This is a genomic window from Rhodococcus sp. IEGM 1318, from assembly GCF_033142465.1.
GTDB lineage: Bacteria > Actinomycetota > Actinomycetes > Mycobacteriales > Mycobacteriaceae > Rhodococcus_F > Rhodococcus_F qingshengii_B.
The window spans coordinates 470,768-489,473 of the sequence record NZ_JAWLSC010000003.1; the positions used below are offsets into that span (position 1 = coordinate 470,768).

At 60.8% G+C, this 18,706-nt stretch carries 22 protein-coding genes; 14 read left to right on the plus strand and 8 right to left on the minus strand.

Annotated elements, in window-relative coordinates:
- Positions 1-12: 12 nt before the first annotated feature.
- Genes priA through hisF form a run of 3 tightly spaced genes read left to right on the plus strand, consistent with a single transcriptional unit; the run spans position 13 to position 2,360 of the window.
- Positions 13-747, plus strand: a complete 735-nt coding sequence (gene priA / locus R4P65_RS10465; RefSeq protein ID WP_003942371.1) for a bifunctional 1-(5-phosphoribosyl)-5-((5-phosphoribosylamino)methylideneamino)imidazole-4-carboxamide isomerase/phosphoribosylanthranilate isomerase PriA — start codon at positions 13-15, stop codon at positions 745-747.
- 9 nt (positions 748-756) lie between these two features.
- Positions 757-1,590 (plus strand): inositol monophosphatase family protein, encoded by an 834-nt coding sequence (locus R4P65_RS10470; RefSeq protein ID WP_230813418.1) that lies wholly within the window; start codon positions 757-759, stop codon positions 1,588-1,590.
- Positions 1,587-2,360 carry an imidazole glycerol phosphate synthase subunit HisF gene (gene hisF / locus R4P65_RS10475; protein WP_095969965.1) on the plus strand — a complete coding sequence of 258 codons (774 nt, stop codon included), beginning with the start codon at positions 1,587-1,589 and terminating at the stop codon, positions 2,358-2,360. The genes R4P65_RS10470 and hisF overlap by 4 nt, the downstream gene beginning before the upstream one ends.
- On the opposite strand, the gene R4P65_RS10480 is transcribed toward hisF, so the two are convergent.
- Positions 2,357-2,974 carry a TetR/AcrR family transcriptional regulator gene (locus tag R4P65_RS10480; RefSeq protein ID WP_269068031.1) on the minus strand — a complete coding sequence of 206 codons (618 nt, stop codon included), beginning with the start codon at positions 2,972-2,974 and terminating at the stop codon, positions 2,357-2,359. The two genes, hisF and R4P65_RS10480, sit on opposite strands and share 4 nt — an antisense overlap.
- A gap of 103 nt (positions 2,975-3,077) precedes the next feature.
- Between R4P65_RS10480 and R4P65_RS10485 the strand changes: the two genes are divergently transcribed.
- Positions 3,078-4,559: an NAD(P)/FAD-dependent oxidoreductase gene (locus R4P65_RS10485; protein ID WP_317826434.1), complete on the plus strand. Its 1,482-nt coding sequence runs from the start codon at positions 3,078-3,080 to the stop codon at positions 4,557-4,559.
- A 22-nt stretch (positions 4,560-4,581) separates the two neighbouring features.
- Here R4P65_RS10485 and R4P65_RS10490 read toward each other — a convergent pair whose 3' ends face one another.
- Positions 4,582-5,103, minus strand: coding sequence for a universal stress protein (locus R4P65_RS10490; protein WP_317826435.1), 522 nt, complete (start codon positions 5,101-5,103; stop codon positions 4,582-4,584).
- A gap of 100 nt (positions 5,104-5,203) precedes the next feature.
- Between R4P65_RS10490 and hisI the strand changes: the two genes are divergently transcribed.
- The 4 genes from hisI (at position 5,204) to R4P65_RS10510 (ending at position 6,666) form a co-directional block, all read left to right on the plus strand.
- Positions 5,204-5,551, plus strand: a complete 348-nt coding sequence (hisI, locus tag R4P65_RS10495; protein WP_050655350.1) for a phosphoribosyl-AMP cyclohydrolase — start codon at positions 5,204-5,206, stop codon at positions 5,549-5,551.
- Between the two features lie 6 nt (positions 5,552-5,557).
- A complete protein-coding gene (locus tag R4P65_RS10500; protein ID WP_317826436.1) occupies positions 5,558-5,851 on the plus strand; it encodes a DUF1905 domain-containing protein in 294 nt (97 codons plus the stop codon).
- A gap of 63 nt (positions 5,852-5,914) precedes the next feature.
- Positions 5,915-6,079, plus strand: coding sequence for a hypothetical protein (locus tag R4P65_RS10505; RefSeq protein ID WP_317826437.1), 165 nt, complete (start codon positions 5,915-5,917; stop codon positions 6,077-6,079).
- A gap of 200 nt (positions 6,080-6,279) precedes the next feature.
- Entirely contained in the window at positions 6,280-6,666 is a 387-nt protein-coding gene (locus R4P65_RS10510) for a DUF2784 domain-containing protein (RefSeq protein WP_230813412.1), read from the plus strand.
- Positions 6,667-6,728: 62 nt separating this feature from the next.
- On the opposite strand, the gene R4P65_RS10515 is transcribed toward R4P65_RS10510, so the two are convergent.
- On the minus strand, positions 6,729-7,154 hold the full coding sequence (locus R4P65_RS10515) for a nitroreductase/quinone reductase family protein (protein WP_317826438.1): 426 nt from the start codon (positions 7,152-7,154) through the stop codon (positions 6,729-6,731).
- Positions 7,155-7,266: 112 nt separating this feature from the next.
- Between R4P65_RS10515 and R4P65_RS10520 the strand changes: the two genes are divergently transcribed.
- Both R4P65_RS10520 and R4P65_RS10525 read left to right on the plus strand, forming a co-directional pair.
- Positions 7,267-7,689: a metalloregulator ArsR/SmtB family transcription factor gene (locus R4P65_RS10520; RefSeq protein ID WP_317826439.1), complete on the plus strand. Its 423-nt coding sequence runs from the start codon at positions 7,267-7,269 to the stop codon at positions 7,687-7,689.
- A complete protein-coding gene (locus tag R4P65_RS10525) occupies positions 7,686-8,726 on the plus strand; it encodes a cation diffusion facilitator family transporter (protein WP_317826440.1) in 1,041 nt (346 codons plus the stop codon). The genes R4P65_RS10520 and R4P65_RS10525 overlap by 4 nt, the downstream gene beginning before the upstream one ends.
- A 13-nt stretch (positions 8,727-8,739) precedes the next feature.
- On the opposite strand, the gene R4P65_RS10530 is transcribed toward R4P65_RS10525, so the two are convergent.
- Positions 8,740-9,348 (minus strand): glyoxalase, encoded by a 609-nt coding sequence (locus R4P65_RS10530; RefSeq protein WP_317826441.1) that lies wholly within the window; start codon positions 9,346-9,348, stop codon positions 8,740-8,742.
- Positions 9,349-9,665: 317 nt separating this feature from the next.
- On the opposite strand from R4P65_RS10530, the gene R4P65_RS10535 reads away from it, so the two are divergent.
- Complete coding sequence (locus tag R4P65_RS10535) at positions 9,666-12,770, plus strand: multicopper oxidase family protein (protein ID WP_317826487.1); 3,105 nt, start codon at positions 9,666-9,668, stop codon at positions 12,768-12,770.
- A gap of 58 nt (positions 12,771-12,828) precedes the next feature.
- Here the strand turns inward: R4P65_RS10535 and R4P65_RS10540 are convergent, their stop codons facing one another.
- The 4 genes from R4P65_RS10540 to R4P65_RS10555 are packed head-to-tail and all read right to left on the minus strand — an operon-like array spanning position 12,829 to position 15,779.
- Positions 12,829-13,062 (minus strand): ferredoxin, encoded by a 234-nt coding sequence (locus R4P65_RS10540; protein ID WP_082900857.1) that lies wholly within the window; start codon positions 13,060-13,062, stop codon positions 12,829-12,831.
- The gene (locus tag R4P65_RS10545) at positions 13,059-14,276 is read right to left on the minus strand and encodes an NADH-ubiquinone oxidoreductase-F iron-sulfur binding region domain-containing protein (RefSeq protein ID WP_317826442.1); all 1,218 of its coding nucleotides are present in this window, start codon (positions 14,274-14,276) and stop codon (positions 13,059-13,061) included. Before R4P65_RS10545 ends, R4P65_RS10540 begins: the two co-directional genes overlap by 4 nt.
- A gap of 1 nt (position 14,277) precedes the next feature.
- The gene (locus R4P65_RS10550; protein ID WP_021333648.1) at positions 14,278-14,835 is read right to left on the minus strand and encodes a ferric reductase-like transmembrane domain-containing protein; all 558 of its coding nucleotides are present in this window, start codon (positions 14,833-14,835) and stop codon (positions 14,278-14,280) included.
- Between the two features lie 2 nt (positions 14,836-14,837).
- Complete coding sequence (locus R4P65_RS10555; RefSeq protein WP_317826443.1) at positions 14,838-15,779, minus strand: FAD:protein FMN transferase; 942 nt, start codon at positions 15,777-15,779, stop codon at positions 14,838-14,840.
- A 451-nt stretch (positions 15,780-16,230) separates the two neighbouring features.
- Here R4P65_RS10555 and R4P65_RS10560 point away from each other — a divergent pair, with 451 nt between their 5' ends.
- From R4P65_RS10560 to R4P65_RS10570, 3 genes are all read left to right on the plus strand, one after another.
- The gene (locus R4P65_RS10560; RefSeq protein WP_198035756.1) at positions 16,231-16,893 is read left to right on the plus strand and encodes a response regulator transcription factor; all 663 of its coding nucleotides are present in this window, start codon (positions 16,231-16,233) and stop codon (positions 16,891-16,893) included.
- Positions 16,890-18,125 (plus strand): HAMP domain-containing sensor histidine kinase, encoded by a 1,236-nt coding sequence (locus R4P65_RS10565; protein WP_317826444.1) that lies wholly within the window; start codon positions 16,890-16,892, stop codon positions 18,123-18,125. Before R4P65_RS10560 ends, R4P65_RS10565 begins: the two co-directional genes overlap by 4 nt.
- A 63-nt stretch (positions 18,126-18,188) precedes the next feature.
- Positions 18,189-18,686, plus strand: a complete 498-nt coding sequence (locus R4P65_RS10570) for a DUF2231 domain-containing protein (protein ID WP_317826445.1) — start codon at positions 18,189-18,191, stop codon at positions 18,684-18,686.
- Positions 18,687-18,706 lie beyond the last annotated feature (20 nt).

The following is an 18,706-nucleotide window of genomic DNA, read 5'->3' on the forward strand; positions in this document are numbered from 1 at the left end:
GGGTTACCGCACGTGAGCCTGGTCCTTTTGCCTGCTGTAGATGTCGTCAACGGTGAAGCTGTTCGCCTCGTGCAAGGAGAGGCGGGAAGTGAGACCGGTTACGGGTCGCCCCGCGACGCCGCTCTTGCGTGGCAGAACGACGGTGCCGAATGGGTACATCTCGTCGACCTCGACGCTGCTTTCGGGCGTGGATCGAACAGCGAACTGCTGGCCGGCGTCATCGGCGACCTGACTGTCAAGGTGGAACTCTCCGGAGGAATCCGCGACGACGCTTCCCTGGAAGCTGCGCTGGCCACCGGTTGTGCTCGCGTGAATCTCGGCACCGCCGCAATCGAAGATCCCGAGTGGTGTGCACGTGCCTTGGCCAAGTACGGCGACAAGATCGCCGTCGGCCTCGACGTTCGTCTCGTCGACGGCCAGTACCGCACCCGTGGTCGCGGCTGGGTCACCGACGGCGGGGATCTGTGGGAGACCCTCGCGCGTTTGGACCGTGACGGCTGCACCCGTTATGTCGTCACCGACGTCTCCAAGGACGGCACGCTCACCGGACCTAATCTCGAACTTCTCAGCCAGGTATGCGCGGTCACCGACGCGCACGTCGTCGCCTCAGGCGGTGTGTCGACCATCGAGGATCTCCTTGCTATTTCCAGCCTGGTAGATCAGGGTGTCGAGGGTGCGATCGTTGGCAAGGCGCTCTATGCCGGTCGCTTCACACTCCCCGAAGCACTGGCAGCAGTTTCCGGATAGATTTTCCAGATGACTCCGACGCGTGACCTCGACGAACTTCTCGCGATTGCGGGTCGGCTTCTCGACGGCGTCCACGATCAGTTCGTCTCCGGTGTCGGTGCCCCGAGCGCGGTCCGCAAGGGTTGGGGCGATTTTGCCACCGAGGTCGATCTCGCGCTGGAGAAGCGGTTGAGCGCGGAGTTGTTCGAGCAGACCGGCATCGAGGTGCACGGCGAGGAATTCGGTGGCCCCGACGTCGGTTCGGGACTTGTCTGGGTACTCGACCCCGTCGACGGCACTTTCAACTACTCGGCCGGATTACCTACTGCCGGAACGCTGTTGGCGCTTCTCGACGACGGTGTCCCGGTGCTCGGATTGACCTGGCTTCCGTTGATCGGTCACACGTACGCCACTCGTGCCGGCGGTCCGTTGTTGGTCAACGGAATCGCCGTACCGCCGCTGGAGCCAACCGATCTGGCGTCGTCGATCGTCGGCTTGGGCGCACTCAACGTCAACAGTCGTGGCCGGATTCCCGGTAGCTTCCGACTCGACCTGCTCGCCGAGATCAGCAAGGTGTCCTCGCGGATCCGGATACACGGCTCCACCGGAGTCGATCTGGCCTTCACAGCGGCGGGCATCTTGGGCGGTGCGATCGTCTACGGCCGTAACGCGTGGGACAACGCGGCCGGGGTCGCGCTCGTTCGCGGCGCGGGTGGGGTGGTCACCGATCTGTCCGGCAATCCGTGGACCGTAGAATCGGAGTCGGTGCTCGCCGCCGCCCCGGGCATCCACGGTGAGATTCTCGATATCCTCAACGCGCTCGGTGATCCGCGCGCTTCGTCCTCAGGAGGACCACAGTCATGACCCTCGCAGTTCGTGTGATTCCGTGCCTCGACGTCGACGCCGGACGAGTGGTCAAGGGTGTCAATTTCGAGAATCTTCGCGACGCCGGAGATCCTGTGGAACTCGCGGCAGCGTACGACGCTCAGGGTGCCGACGAACTGACCTTCCTGGACGTGACCGCATCCACGTCGGATCGCGGCACGATGCTCGACGTCGTAAGCCGTACTGCCGAGCAGGTTTTCATTCCCCTCACCGTCGGCGGTGGGGTGCGCACGGTCGCGGACGTCGATCGTCTGCTGCGTGCCGGTGCCGACAAGGTCAGCGTCAATACCGCGGCGATCGCGCGCCCGGAACTGCTCAAGGAACTGAGTGAGCGTTTCGGCTCGCAGTGCATCGTCCTCTCGGTCGATGCCCGCACCGTTCCCCAGGGTCAGCCGGATACACCGTCTGGCTGGGAGGTCACGACGCACGGAGGCAAACGCGGCACCGGGATCGACGCGGTGGAGTGGGCCGAGCGTGGTGCGGAGTTGGGAGTGGGGGAGATCCTGCTGAACTCGATGGATGCCGACGGCACCAAGGCCGGCTTCGACCTGCTGATGATCCGCGCTGTCCGGGCGGCGGTCCATGTACCGGTGATCGCCAGTGGCGGCGCCGGCCTGGTCGAGCACTTCGCCCCGGCGGTCGAAGCGGGCGCGGACGCAGTTCTCGCAGCAAGTGTCTTCCACTTCGGCGATCTGAGCATCCCACAGGTCAAGGATGCGATGCGTGCCGAGGGAATTGTTGTTCGCTAGGCGTTCTCGGCGCGGATTCCGTCGAACATGAGGCGGCTGATGGCTTGGTTCAGTGCCGTGCAGTCGGCGGACGAATCGGCTCGCAATCCTTGAATCGCACTTGCCAGCATCATGCCGTTGACGGCCTGTGCAGTGTTGTCGACGTCGAGGTCGGCGCGCAGATAGCCGCATTCGACTCCGTGATGCAGGTACGCCGCGGTCAACGATGCCGACTGATCGAGTAGATCGAGCATCCGGCCGGTGAGATCGGCATCGACGCCCGTCGTCTCGAAAAGCAGAACCCGCGGGATGCGTGGGTCGTCGAAGAAGATGCGGGGGAGCGCTTCGGCGATCCGTCCCACTTGAGCGCGGTACTCGTCCAGAGTGCTTGCTGCGTCAGGTGAATTCTCGGTGGCCAGTGCGCTGATGATCTTGGCGATCAGGTCGTCGATGACGTGGTCGATGATGTCGCGCTTGTTCTCGAAGTACCGGTAGAAGGTCCCGTGGCCGATTCCGAGAGTTGTTGCGATGTCGGCAATTCCGGTTGCGTGATAGCCGCGCTCGGCGAAGCACTCGAATGATGCGTCGATGATCTCGCGGCGTAATTCCGCCTTTTTTCGTTCCGCTCTGGTCATGGCCTTCGTCACGTCAAGAATGATACCGTTCTCCATAACGGAATGGCATGTCATTTTCTGATGTGCAGTTCATGAGTGCGTAGTTCATGAGAGGGATTCTCCGATGACAGTGCAGTACGACGCAGTAGTGGTGGGGGCGGGCTTCGGCGGAATGGGTGCGGCCATTCAACTCAAGCGGCTGGGCCTGAACAAGCTGGCGATCCTCGAGCGCGAGGACGATTTGGGCGGAACGTGGCACGTCAACCGCTATCCCGGGTTGGCTGTCGACATCGCGTCGGTCACGTACTCGTATTCGTTCGAGCCCAATCCGAACTGGTCCAGGCTCTTTGCGCCGGGCGCCGAACTCAAGAAGTACGCCGATCACGTCGCAGACAAATACGACCTGCGTAAGCACATGACGTTCGGTGCCGTCGTCGACGGAGCCCGCTGGGACGAGGATTCCTCGCACTGGGTCGTATCCGTCGAGGGGGCGCCGGACATCACTGCCAAGTACCTCCTGACTGCGACGGGTTTCCTGTCGCAACCGCATCGGCCGGACATCCCCGGTATCGACGACTTCGCCGGCAAGATCATTCACACCACTGCCTGGGACGATTCCTACGATCTGTCCGGCACCAAGACCGCAATCATCGGAACCGGTGCTACCGCTGTGCAGTTGATCCCCGAGGTGGCGCGTCAGGCCGCAGAGTTGACCGTCTACCAGCGCACGCCGATCTGGGTGGTTCCCAAGATCGACGTCCCCATCCCCAACGCAGTGCAGAAGCTGTTCTCGCGCATTCCGCTCACGCAGCGAATCGCCCGCGCCGTCAGTTCGTCGATTCTCGAAATGATCATGGTCAGCGCAGTTCTGCACTACAAGCAGGTCAAACTGTTGAACAAGGGTGCGTCGGCCGCATCACGCGCGTTTCTGCGGTCCCAGGTACGAGATGCGACCCTGCGCAAGCAACTCACACCGGACTACGACTTCGGGTGCAAGCGACCCACGTTCTCCAACAGCTACTTCCGTACGTTCACCAAAGACAATGTGCATCTTGAAACGACGTCGATCGACCATATTGCTGCCGACGGAATCGTCACCGCCGACGGCCGCAAGACCGAGATCGACACCTTGGTGCTGGCAACGGGCTTCAACCTCTGGGATGTGAACTTTCCGGCCATCGAGGTTATCGGTCGCGAGGGCCGAAACCTCGGTAAGTGGTGGCGTGACAACCGATTCCAGGCCTACGAAGGGGTCGCGGTTCCTTACTTCCCCAATTTCCTCACGCTCGCCAGTCCGTACTCGTACAGCGGATTGTCCTACTTCACGACGATCGAATCCCAGATGCAGCACATGGATCGACTGTTCGGCGAGGTGAAACGGCGCGGCGCGGAAACATTCGAGGTCACCGAAACTGCCAACGCCGAGTTCCTCGACCGGATGACCGAGAACCTGGCGGACTCCGTCTTCTACGGCGGCAGTTGCCAGACTGCGCGAAGCTATTACTTCAATCAGCACGGTGAGGCTGCGATCCTGCGGCCCACATCGACACGCAACGCTTTCGTCGAAGCGAAACGCTTTCCGCTCGAAGACTATTCGATCGTTTAGGCGGGCATGTGCCGGTGTTCGGCTATCTGGCTGATCTGACGCCGGCGGGAACCGATATCACGGGATAGCGGTTCTGCCGGTTCAGTCGGGAAGAGACCGAACTGTGAATCAGTTGGCTCACCGCGGAGGCAGCGCCTTTTCGCGGTGAGCCGATTACGATGGTGAAGGCGTCGTATTTGTCCGCGGTCGCGAGGATGACACCGGCTGGATCTCCGTAGGTGCAGTCGTATGTCCAGGTGTCGGTGTGCGAGGCGAGTGTCGAGGTTGTCTGCTCGCGTTGCGCCACCATCTCGTCGTGCAGGCGTGTTTCGAATTGTGGCGAGTCGGTTTCGACAGGCAGGTCCTCGGACGTGATGCAGTGAACGACGTGGAGGGCTGAATCCTCCTTGGCGGCAAGCGCCAATGCGTAGCTGAGCACATTCTTGCTGGTAGACCCTGGGCCGATGCCGAGAACGATGTGGCGCGTTCGGACGTGATCGGTACTCGGGTTCGTGAGATGGCATGAGTACTCCGGGTGCGGACCGTCATGATGCTGATGGTTCATGTCGGATCTTCTTCCACGGTGACGGCGAAGGAACTTCCATTCTAGGGCGGGCACGCAGGGGAATTCCACGGAAGTCACAGGTGGAAGGTATAAACGTCATATGAGCCTTGATCCCGCAATCGCGGCGAAGCTGAAGCGAAACGACGCCGGACTGTTCAGCGCGGTTGCGCAGGAGAAGTCGACCGGTGATGTGCTGATGGTCGCGTGGATGGACGACGAAGCGCTCGCGCGAACACTGGAAACCCGTAAGGGGACGTACTATTCGCGCTCGCGGCAGCAGTACTGGGTCAAGGGAGAGACCTCCGGGCACACCCAGTACGTACACGAGGTGCGCCTCGACTGTGACGGCGATTCCGTCTTGCTGATCGTCGATCAGGAGGGCGCAGCATGCCACACCGGCACTCACACGTGTTTCGACACCGACGTCCTGCTAGCCGCTCAGCAGTGACGCGACATGGCCGCTGACAAGACTCCACAACCGCTCGATTACTCGTTCACCTCACCCATCGAGAAAGACGGGGCGTTCGCAACGTACTTGACCGTGCCCGGCTCGGCGGAACTTCTGGGTACCAGACGCGCTGTCAAGGTGGTCGGGACCCTCGATGGTGATCATCCCTTCGAGGCGACGCTGATGCCCTCCGGCGACGGACCTCACTGGCTTCCGCTGCGCGTGGCCCTCTGCAAGGCGATCGGCAAGAGCTCCGCTGGAGAAGAAGTATCAGTACATCTCCGCCAGCGACTTAGCTGAAGTTTCGCTCGAACCGAGGAGCCTAACCGTCGACAAAGCAATTGATTCGTTGCAGTTGGTGGCGTGAGAACGGGCCCGTTCGGCGGTGACGAAGGGAAAACACGCACGCTCCGCATGTCGCGGACGCTCGCGGCACCCATCGGCACGGTCTGGGCGGCGGTCACCCAGCTCGACCGCATCGCGCTGTGGTTCACGCCGGTGTCGGGGGAGGCTCGGATCGGCGGGTAGTGACGAGGCCAAGGCATTCGTCGCGGGAAGCAGTGAATCATGAGCCGCTGCCGCAATCGCATCGGGCGACGACCCGGATGCCGCCCACGCCGCCGCTGTCCGCACGACGGCTGCATACACCGGGTAGATCGCCGCTACGGGGACTAACATCGGAATAGTCTGATTGTTGCGGGACTTCCGCGCCACGAGCGGAGACGACGATGGTGTATCGGCTCATCGAAGTAGTGACGGTGTTCGTTCACTTCGGGTTTGTTCTCTATGTGGTGCTTGGTGGATTCGTGGCGTGGAAGTGGCGTCGTAGCATTGCATTCCATCTTGTTGCGGTTGTCTGGGGAGCCGGCTCGATAGCGGTCGGGTATGACTGCCCGTTGACCAATCTCGAGAATTGGGCCCGCCGGATGGCCGGAATCGCGGAATTGCCGTCCACTGGATTCATCTCGCACTACATCACCGGTGTGTTCTATCCGGTGAGTATCGAAGGCCTTGTGCAAGCGCTCGCGGCGACAGTGGTTGTCGGATCCTGGGTTGGATACGTGCTGCTCGGACGGCATGCGAAGGCTGAGGTCAAAGCGTCGTCAGTGTCGTGATTCCGTTTCGAACGACCCCTGCCGTTTCGTGATGTAAACGGCAGGGCTGCACATCGCAGGATTTACGCGCGAGTCAGTGCCACAACCGGGATGGTGCGGATCCCGGCTGTCTTCTCCGCGTATTCGGCAAATCCGGGGTATCGGCTGGCCTGTTCGTCGTAGATTCGGTCGCGCTTCTCGCCGGTTACTTCGCTGACGGAGACCGGATACGTTTCGGTACCGACCTCGACCTCGGCCTGGTCGGCGGCAACAAGGTTGTAGTACCAGTCGGGGTTGGTCGGGGCGCCGGCCTTCGATGCGAAGACGTAAACGGTGTTCGGATCCTGCTCGTCTGGCAGGTACATCATCGGGCTCACGAACTTGCGTCCGGACTTGCGTCCTGTGTGATGGACCAACACCATGGGGGCACCTTCGAAAGGTCCGCCAACTTTGCCCTCGTTCGCGCGGAATTCTGCAATGATGCCGGCGTTCCAGTCGTCAGGACTCATCTCGGTTGTTTCCCTGTCTGCGAGTGGAGAAGTGCTCTGCCGCCAAGCTTTGCACAACTGGTGAATCGAGGAGAGATCATCTTCGACGCATCTGATGATCTACTATCTACGTATGAACGCAGATAGTGGTGTTTGTCGCCGAAAACTTCCCGATGATCAAGTCGACCTCGTTGTGGAGGTGTTCCGCATGCTTGCCGACGCAACCCGTGTGCAGGTGTTGTGGGCATTGGTCGACCGAGAGTGCTCGGTGAACGAATTGGCAGAGCGTGTCGGCAAGCCGGCGCCTTCGGTGTCGCAGCACCTGGCAAAGCTGCGCATGGCGAGGTTGGTACGAACGCGCCGCGACGGTACGACGGTGTTCTACCGTCTCGAGAACGACCATGTGCGCCAACTGGTTACGGATGCGGTCTTCAATGCCGAGCATGCCGGACCTGGACTACCGGGCCACCACCGTAGTGAGGGTGAGCTTCGAGAGATTCACCCGGAGCGCTCCGCGAAGGTCGAGCGGACCGATCAAGAAGAAGGTGCGTTATGACGCACGAGCCCAGAACATCCCACGGTCATGGGCACGGTCACGGACACGGACATGGAACGAAGGGATTTCGATCGGCGGTTCGCGAAGTGTTCGCCCCGCACAGTCATGACGCCGCGGACAGCGTCGACGATGCGCTGGAATCGAGCGAGATCGGCATCCGGGCGGTCAAGATCAGTCTTGTCGCGCTCGGCATCACCGCAGTTGCTCAGGTTGCAATCGTGGCGATTTCGGGTTCGGTGGCCCTGCTGGCGGACACCATTCACAACTTCTCCGACGCACTCACGGCAGTCCCACTCTGGATTGCCTTTGCCCTCGGTCGGCGCGCTGCAACCAGGCGCTATACCTATGGTTTCGGGCGTGCGGAGGACTTGGCCGGATTGTTTGTGCTCGCCATGATCGCACTGTCGGCAGTGATCGCCGGTGTCGAAGCGGTGAGGCGATTGATCAACCCGGTCCAGATCGAGCACCTCGGTTGGGTAGCGGCGGCAGGTGTGATCGGTTTCATCGGCAACGAATTGGTGGCGTTGTATCGGATTCGAGTCGGAAGGCAGATCGGCTCAGCTGCATTGGTGGCTGATGGACTGCATGCTCGGACAGATGGATTCACCTCACTCGCAGTCCTTCTGGGAGCTGGGGGAGTCGCTCTGGGATTCCCGTTGGCAGATCCGATCATCGGTCTTGTCATCACAGTGGCGATCGTGGCCGTGCTGCGGACCGCGGCACGAGACGTCTTCCGGCGTCTGATGGACGGTGTCGAACCGGAGTTGTTGGACGATGCCGAACATGCGCTACAGCGCGAGCCCGGGGTTCTCGGGGTACGTGATTTGAAGATGCGGTGGATCGGGCACCGATTACATGCCGATGCAGAACTCGACATCGATCCCCGGGCAACTCTTGCCGAAGCTCATGCGATAGCGCATAGCGCCGAGCATTCGCTCACCCACGCGGTGCCCAAGCTCGCCACTGCCCTGGTGCATGCTTATCCGGCTCATGACGCGCCCAACTCCGAAGTCGGGTTTCGATCACCTTCCCGATGATCCGTGCCCGATGTCAAGCGGCGGATTCCCAGGCGAAACCGTCGGGATCCGCGAAGCGTTCGGAAGCGCCGGTGATGGTGATCCGGTGCGATCCGGTGCCTTCCGGAGCGAGCCCGGCATCCTTCGCCAAGGCGCGCCGACCATACAGTGCCAGTGTGACATTGCCTGCTGTACTGGTGAATTCGACGTACTTGCGGCCGAAGCTCTTCGACACCTCGAGTCCGTGGTCGAGGTAGAACTGCTTGCTGGCCTTGACGTCTTCGGCGCCGAGCAGCAGCACGAAGCTGTCGATTGTGCGGGTGGCGGGTCCGGTGTTCTTCTTCGACGACGTGGCGATCTTCCAGATCGAACCGTCCGGAGCCTGAACAACTCCGCCGTATCCCCAGAGGGATTTCTTCACCGGCTTCAACGCGGTGGCACCGGCTGCGAGTGCCGCGCCGACAAAAGCGTCGACGATGTTCGGTTGGGCGACAACGAGCGAAAGGGTGTACCCACGGAACCCGGTTGTCGGTTCGTTCGATTCGCGTAGCTGGATTCGATCTCCGACGCCGAGAGCGTTGTAGAAGGCCTCGGCTGCGGCGAGGTCGGGAACGTCGAGGATCACGGATTGCGCGGTGGTCATCTGGGCGCTCCCTGCTGATGTGTGGATTGACGACGTGTGGTGGGCAGTGGACTTCGGTGGTGTGTTCATGTGTTTCAACGTAATTGCGGGTCCCGTGGCTGTGCTTCTCGATTTCTGATCGGTTTGCTGAGACTGCTTGCAAGGTGCAGCGCCCAAGCGGGCCCTAGGTGGGCAATTTGTCGGGAATATACTGTTCAGCCGATGTTTTCTCGATAGGCTGATGTGCGCTGATCGGACGTATCTCACGCCACCATGGAACGGGGAAACCAGTGATCGCACTGCGAGGAAAGGCGTTAGCCGCAGCAGTAGTGGTGTCCATGACGGTGGCGTTGGCCGCGTGTACCTCCGGTGAATCGGCGTCCGAGATGGGCGCCAATTACGGCTCGAGTGGAACCGCCGTCGACTATCGGGAGCCGGTGAAACTGAGCAGTCGAGATGGTGTACTCGAGGTGCGGTTGTCCGCTCATCAGGGCGTGATTCCGCTCGATACCGTGTCGGCGCCGGTGTCGAATTTTCTGCTCTTCGGGTACGAAGTCATCCGCGGTACGGCGTCGGACGGGTCGACCTCGGCGAGTGACGTCTATCCGGGGCCGACTCTCCGCGTCAATCCGGGAGAGCGATTGATCATTCATTACGACAACGATTTGCAGGATCTCACGATCGAGGACTTTTACGATCCTGCATTCACACCGGCGGGCGGCGATGTGCCGACCTATCCGCCGGCGCTGACGTCGGCTCCTTTGAATCTACACACGCACGGAGTTCACGTGAGTCCGGACGGCAATGCGGACAACGTGTTGCTCAACATCCCCGCCGGCCAGGGAAATGTGTACGACTACGCGATTCCGGGGACGATGCCGAACGGTCTCTACTGGTACCACAGTCACCGGCACACCCTCACCGCCCAGCAGACGTACATGGGCCTGGCCGGGCTACTGGAAATCGGCCGGCCGGACGGCAATTTGCCCGTCGTGACGGCTAACGACGTCCCGATCCGCGATATGGCACTGCAGTACAACTTCGTGTTCGACCGCAAAGGAAAGGGCCGACAGCTCAACGACGCGAACTGGCCCCAATTCGTCAGTACCTTGACGCCGCCCACCGGCACGGAATTAGCCGACGGGACGTACCGTCCGAGCCTTGCTCCGGTGAATTTCTCGGACACTACCGAGGGCGCGCAGTATTTCACCAACTGGTACACCGGACCGTTGTCGCCTGCCAACCATCGTGGACAGAATCAATTCGTCCCAGGCAATCTGCAGAGCTTCGTGGGTGAATCGACAAGTGTTCCGGCCGATCCCTCACTGCCGGACAACCAACGCGACGTGCAGTACACCGTGAACGGTCAGTTCCAGCCGTCGCTGAAACTGAAGCCGGGGCAGACGGAGATCTGGGTGCTTGCCAACATCAGCGACTTTGCCTACATGCCGGTCACGTTGACGGAAACCGCAACCGGCGCCCATCCGAAGTTCGCCATCGTGGGGCAGGACGGAAACCCGTTCGACGAGGTCAGGCCACCCGTGGATGGGGACGGAACCAGGCTGGTGATTCCGCCGGCCTCGCGATACGCAATCGCGGTGACGATGCCGGAGTCCGGCGATCTGGTGTTGGAAATGCCACCGCTCGAAGGTGCAAAGCCGGTGAGCAATCCAGGCATTCTGTACACAAACAACGGCACCGACAATCCGTCCGCCGAACTCGGAACCGTCACCGTTGACCCGTCGGTGATCAGTTACGCGGACGGATTCTTCACCTTCCCGACTCAGCAGTTGATCCGCGCGACACCAGATGAGGGCCAAGGAAAGACGACTCCATTCGACTTCGGACAAAAGCTGGACACCTACACCTCCTTCGTGGATACCGCAGCGATGACGCCCGACGTGACCCGCAACCTCACAGTCTCCGGTGGGTTCGGAAACGAAAAGGCCAGCAACAGTGATCCGAAGGCCTTCACCTACGAATTCGCCGACAACACGTTCCCCAACATCCCGCTGATTCAACCGCGGCTGAATTCCGTTGAAGAATGGAAGATCACGAACCTCAACAATGACGAACACCCGATGCATATTCACGTCAACGACTTCCAAGTGATGGAAGTCGTGGATTCCGTCGCAGGGACGACGACAGGCGTTCAGCCGTGGGGAATCGACAACGTGAACGTGCCGGCGCCGGTGACGGACGAGAACGAGAATGCGCTGGAACCAGCATCGGTGACGTTGCGGACAAAGTTCACCGAGTACACCGGAACCTTTGTCATCCACTGCCACCGACTCAATCACGAGGACAACGGATTGATGGCGACTGTCAACGTGATTCCAGAGGTGTCGACCTATGCAGTGGCGGTACCCGGTTCGGCCGGCGTTCCCGCCAAAGTTCAGATATTCGATGCCAACGGCGACAAGCTGATCTCCACCGTCACTCCCTTCCCGTCGTTCGAAGGCACACCGAGCGTTGCAATGGCCGACGTGAACGGAGACATGGTGCTTGATCTGGTGGCTGGAACAGGTGCAGGATCGGCTCCGGAAGTCTTGGCGTACAACGCAGTCGGAGGCGTGCCGTTCACCGATGAGTTGGCAAGATTTGCACCTTTCGATTCGGCCTTTCGTGGTGGAGTGAACGTAGGCGGCGTCGACATCGACGGGAATGCTCTGGCGGACAACATCATCGTTTCGTCAGGCCCAGGAATGGAGTCGCAGGTCAAGATCTACTCCACCGACCTTCCGGCGGACAAGAAGTCCGCGCCGGCAGAATTCGGCTCCTTCTCTCCGTATCCGGGTTCGAGTAGTGGCGTCACTTTTGCAACCGGGATGGTTGACAGTCACTCCGGTCGGGCGAGTATCGTGACCGCGCCGGGTGCCGGCGACGAGCCTTTGGTCAAGACGTTCCGCTACGACCTGTACGAGCCGACGGCGGCGACCAAGGGCGACTCCGATGAACACGCAGGTCATGCGGTTGGTCCGGTGACGACATCACAGTTCTTGGCCTTCGATCAGGGCTACCGCGACGGGGTGTCTCTGTCGACCGGTTGGGTGGCCGGCGCCGAGGGCGGAGCAAAGTCGATAGTGGCAGGCATGCTCGGAGGCGAAGGATCCATCCGCGTCTTCTCGAGTGGATCGAGGCTCGACGGTGCGCCCGAGATGTACCTGGAGAGCCCAGATCATCATTCGACGGACGTGGTGTTTCGGGAAGTTGCATCCTTCGATCCGTTCGCCGGTCCAGGGACGGGTGTCGGAGTAGCCACGACGAGCACGACCACCGGCGCGGATCTCCTCGTCAGCGGCAGCGACGGAAGTGGTGCCGAAGTTCGGAAATTCACTCTCGGTCGTTCCGATCCGTCTGCGACCACATTGACACCGACACTTGTGGGAACGCTCCCTCCCTACCCCGTCGGTGGGGGAGCGCTGCCGCTCGGCGGTCGATGATCGATGTCGACAGTATGGACTGATTGCGGAGTCGGGATCTGTGCATGGAAACAGATTTTCATCGATCCTGACCCGAGAGAACCCTCAATGACGCTCTGGGACAGAGTTTGACGGCGCGTTGGGCATCCGTTTCGAGTTCGGCGGGAATGTGTGGCTCACGTCGGCGATCGTGTGGGAGTGGATATCCCCATTCGTCGCGCGTCAGCAGGGTCGGCAGCAATTCTGTGCACAGTCCTCGACCTTCACATGTAGTCCAATCGATGTGTAGGACTTTGGGCGATTTTGTGCTCATGACGCCGCTCCCATCCGTGTGTTGACCTCGCAGGCTCCTGCGGCATGCATTCGGAGATCGTGCTGGAAAACGTGAAGGGAGCTCCTCACCAATCTCACTGTCCCGTCCGGATGTTTGCATGCTCCACGCCCCTCGACCAGATCTGCCAGATATCGGATCGACTCCTGGGTATGGACCGACCCTGAGCGATAGGCAATCTCGGATAACGCGCGTGCCAGTCGGGGCATTCCGTTGATGCACGGTCCACACTGCCGAGCGCTTTGATCGGCGAGATACTCAACGATGTCGGCTGAAGTCTTCAGACCACACCTTGCGTGACCCAGTACGTGAATGACTCCGGCGCCGGGCGAAGCACCGACCTTCGCCAAAGCTGTTGTTGTCATGGTGGTGGTTGGCAAGTCTTGCGCATCGATCCAACCTCCGTGAAACCCGCCGACGAGGACTGCTCTGATCGACGGAGTATCAGTACGCGAATACTGGGTCACCAACTGATCCAATGGAATTCCCATCGGGATCTCGACGACACCACTCACGGTCACATCGCCTGACAGGGTGATCAAGGTCGTCCCCGACGCGTCGCCCAGCCCTCGCGTGCGGAACCACTCGGGTCCGTATCGGGCGATGAGAGCGATGTGCGCCAGTGTCTCTACATTGTGAACCACTGTGGGTCGTCCGTTCAGCCCGGCCACGGTGCTGTGTACCGAGCGGTCTCGAGGAATGGGTGCTCGGCCTTCGATCGTTCCGACTACCGCGGATGTCTCGCCGCTGATGAATGTCTTCGGTGAAGCCACGAGTGTGACCAAAGGCTCGGTCAGCCCGGCAGTCCTTCTTTCTTTCAACGCATTCCGTACGAATTGAAGCAGTTGCGATCCTGCGTACAGATATGTTTCTTCGCTTCCGCACTCGTGTGCGACGAGTTGTAAGCCGTCGAGGACGAGGTGCGGCGCACGTTCGAGAAGAACTGCATCCTTGTCGCTGAGCGGTTCGCCTTCGCTACCGTTTGCGATAACCACAACACGCCGTCCAGTTACGGAATCGAGTTTTCGCGCAGTCGAAAATGCCGCCCCGCCTTTCCCGTGGAGACCGGCATCGGCGAGTAGGCGGCTCAAGGTACCCGGCGACGAGCGTGGGTTGTGGCCGTGGAGGGCCGTGTGGGTGGCTAGATCGGGTGAGCATGCGGCGAGAAGGCCCGCATAGGTGGATTCGGTTGTCACGTCACGTCCTTTCCATGAGGCGCAGGGTCGAGAATTCGACGAAGTCTGTCCGGAGTCGCCAGAGAACTGCTCCGGTCACCGCGACGGCCGATCCGATGGCGATGGCGAGAAACCACGTGTGTCCTGAGTCCGTTCCGTTTCCCAGTCCGTGCGCGAACGCGATCGGCCACAGAGCGTACGCGCTCCAATGAACGACGCGAAAAGTTCTGTTTCCTAGGCGATTTCGCAGTAGTCCTGTCAAGGACACCGCTAACAGAACATCGAACGCAAGGGTGCCCAGTCCGAGCCAGAAGGCACGATAGTTACCCAGGAAGGGGAAGACGAAGTCGACGAGTTTCAGTTGTGCGTACGGATCGGCCAACAGTGCCAGCATGTGTACGACTACGAGGATCACCCCGATCAAGGCGGCGTCCCTGTGCACGTTCTGCACGCCGAATCGAGGTAGTCCCGCTAGAGCTCTCCCGGACCGTGTGACGATTCCGAGAACCATCGACATCGTCATGAACACGAGAGCGGTGATACCTGTCCCTCGGCCCAATGCCCACAGTGCTTCGTCCACGACTAGGGTGCCCGTCTGCCGGTGGCGACCGCATCTTCCGTCGGCCATCCGTTCAGTAGGCGGATCTCACCTGCACGGTCCACCAGTCGCACCGGTAGGCCCGTGTTCATGAGGTCCCGCGCACCTTCGAAACCTCGGACGATGCATGCGGTGCTCGCGAGGTTTGCTGACACACAACTGTCCGCGCCGACGGTGACCGTCTGCCATGCGGCATCAACGCTGGTGCCACTCCGCGGATCGACGATGTGGTGCACGTGTCTACCGTTTTGCGACCATCGACGCTTCCTGGTGCTGGATGTAGCGATGGCTGTCCCTCCTGGAATGGCGACCGTATCGGCCGGGGCGTCGTCGCCGTCTTGGACGAGAACGATCCACCCACCGTCCGGCGCCGGTCCGGCGGTAGCGATGTCTCCGCCGAGGCACACCAGGACACCGCAGTCGAGTGACATGCTGACAGCTTGCGCACATTCGTCTGCTGCGAGGGCCTTTGCCGTTGCCCCGAGGTCGAGTTGGACGCCCGAGGGAACTGTGACCTTTTGTCCGTCGAGTTTGACCGAGGTCCACTGCGGAGTAGAGACGAACGATGTCTTGATCGGCACGTCCCTGCCTTCGATCTGCGCGAAATCGCGGTCGTATCCGAGCGCGACGAGCGCTGCGCCGATGGTCGGGTCGACGGCGCCGTCCGTGCACTCGGCGCCATCGAGTGCTGTCTGGATCAGCCGGGCAAGCGTGCTACTCACTTCGACCGGTAGGCCTGTCGACTTTTCGAGAGCTCGAATCTCTGAATCGTCACGAAATCGACTGCATGCCAATTCTATTTCGAGAAGGCGCTCGTCGATTATCGACCTGGCAGATGGAATCGCCTCGGGTTTTGTCACCACGACCGTGGCTTCGAGGCCCCACACCCTCCACATGGAACTCGCGACGCTCAGGGAGGTGGTCACGATCCGGCCGATCGAGCGTGGGGAGTAGAACTTCCGCTCGAGGTCGTCGGTGCCGCCGCGGTTGAGGTAGTTTTCGATTGCGAGTTCGGAGTCGAATTGCCGCCAGGTGCACTGCTCGATTGCTTGGTTTCGTCTGTGGTCGCTGTGATCGGCGTGGCCTGCGTATCCGAATAGGCAAGTATTGTTCCGCCGACAACGCCCACGACTCCGAATGCCACGAGGGCCCCGGTGACGATTCGGGTGCGTCGAAATCCGTCTTCCGGTGTATCCATCTGATGCCTGCTCTCGAAGGTTCGATTGAGAACTCAACAATCGGCCGAGGTGCTTGTCCGGGGCTGCACGTCTGCTGTGAAGCTGCGGGGAATCGGTCGTGCCGTCGGAGAGTTCCGAGTTCCACGATCGCGGTGCAATCTTGGAGAGTTCTCAGAACGGACGTGGCAGGCTCGCAGGCATGGGCGCGAAACCACGAATTCTTCTTGTCGAGGACGACCGGCAATTGGCGGGCCTGCTTGCGGACCTCTTCGAGGAGGAAGGGCACGAGGTCGACGTGGCGCACGACGGACAAGTCGGTCTGCATCTGGCGTTGACCCGCAGCTACGATGCTTTCGTTTTCGATCGTGGAGTGCCGGTCATCGACGGTGTGGAATTGCTCAGAACCCTCCGGGCGAGGGATTGCTCAGTACCGTCGTTGATCCTCACTGCTCGCGGTTCCGTTGCCGATCGAGTGGAGGGACTCGATGCCGGTGCCGAGGACTACTTGGTCAAGCCCTTCGAGATTCCCGAGTTGTTGGCTCGAATGCGTGCGCTGTTGCGTCGCCGAACGTCCATAGTGCCGATCGTGGTCGGAAGGTGGGAAATCGATCGAGTGAACCGGACGGCTACCGACACCGAGTCCGGATCGGTGACCTCGTTGTCCGAACGCGAGAGCGAACTGCTCGGGTTTCTGTGCGCATCGCCTGGGCAGGTTTTTTCTCGGACTCAGCTTCTGGGGCGTGTCTTCGGAAGTGCCGATACTCCAGGCACCGTTGACACTTATGTCCACTATCTCAGGCGGAAACTGGGCAGGGACGTCGTAGCCACCGTCCACGGACTCGGATACCGGCTCGGATCATGATTGTCCGCAGCAAAAACAAGGACAGGCAGTCGTCTGGGATCGGGTTCGGTGACGAGGTGCGTCTACGGCGAGCCGGACGTTCAGCTGCGGTCCAAGCCGCCATTGCTCTCGGTGCCGTGTTGCTGATCGTCGGAGCGGTGTCCTACGTGGGGTATGCGCGGGCACAGGATCGTCAGATTCGTTCTGCACTGACCGAGGTTGCAGCCACAGCAGACGATGCGGACGATCCGCCGCCCGGTATGTCGCTGGCCTTTCGTTCCGATGATGGGGTGGAGACCGTGAGCGCGCATGCCCCCACCGGTACCGCGGAACTGTTGGATGCGCCCGCTGGGTATTCGGATTTCACCGATGGTGACAGCAACTTCAGGGCCCTCGTCTCCGACGGTGCGGAAGGTCGCGTTGTCGTGATCGCGGCACTCGAGCCCTATGAATCAGGAAGGCAGCGATTACTTCTTGCACTCGGATTTGCCGAACTCACCGGAATTGCCGCATCTGTGGGCGTCGTGGTGTTGTTGTCCCGACGTGCGATTCAGCCACTGACACAGGCGCTCGAGTTGCAACGTCGTTTTGTCGCCGATGCATCGCACGAACTACGTGCGCCGTTGACCGTACTACACACTCGTGCACAACTTTTGGCTCGACGCGGAGGCTCGCTCGAGTCTTCTGAGCTTGTTTCGCAGCTCAACGGGTTGGTGGACGACACTCGGGCCCTCGGCGAAGTCATCGAGGACCTGTTGATGGCCGCATCGATGGACGACAGCGGACAACCCCGGAATCGAGTGGACATGGCGGCAGTGTGTGAGAAGGTCCGTGACAGTGTGGCCGATCATGCTCAGAAATCTGGCGTCTCTGTCGACGTGAGCAAGGCCGGAACTGGAGAGCCAGTGGTCTTGGGGATCGAATCGGCTTTGCGCCGAGCGGTTCTCGCGCTCGTTGACAATGCGCTTGCTCACGAGCGTCCAGGAGGCCACGTCCTTCTCCGCGTCGAGCGAGATCGCGACCACGTCAGAATCCGCGTGAGCGATACGGGAATCGGAATCGAATCTGAAGCGGTTCCGATTCTGTTCGACCGATTCTCACATGGCCCGACTCAACCCGCCGGTAGCCGGCGATATGGCATCGGATTGTCCTTGGTTCGCGAGATCGCGCACGCGCACCGAGGGAAAGTCTTCGTCGAATCGACACCGGATGTCGGCTCGTCCTTCGAGATTGTGCTGCCGGTAGCTCGTTGACACCGAGCACGTTCGAGCAGGGTCCCCAGAACTCTCCAAGAAATCCTGCCTACGTTGATCGACATGGGCCTGACTACGATCGGCGGATTACCCGCTCACCCACTCCTCGTTCATTTCGTTGTCGTGTTGGTTCCGCTCTCGGCGGTTCTGGTTCTCTGCTCCGTTCTGTGGCCGAGTGCTCGGCGCAGGCTCGGGATCTTCCCACCGGCCATCGCCCTCGTCACGTTGATACTCGTACCGATCACGACCGATGCCGGTGAATGGCTCGAACACAATTCGCCTCACAGCGAGTTGATCGAGATTCACGCCGAACTCGGTGATCAACTTCTGATCTGGTCCATCGCGGTGTTCGTGTTCGCGGCGACATGGTGGGTTCTGCATACCAATAGATTCACCGAGTGGCGAAGCGCACGAACTTCACTGTCCGACAGTTCGACGCTGCTCCGAGTCGTGACAGTTGCGATAGCGGCAATGGCAATCGTGGCGGCCGTTGGTTCGACGGTCCAGGTTTATCGAATCGGTGAGAGCGGAGCGAAGGCAGTCTGGCAGGAGCAGTCGTAGACATCCACCGAGCAAGTCCA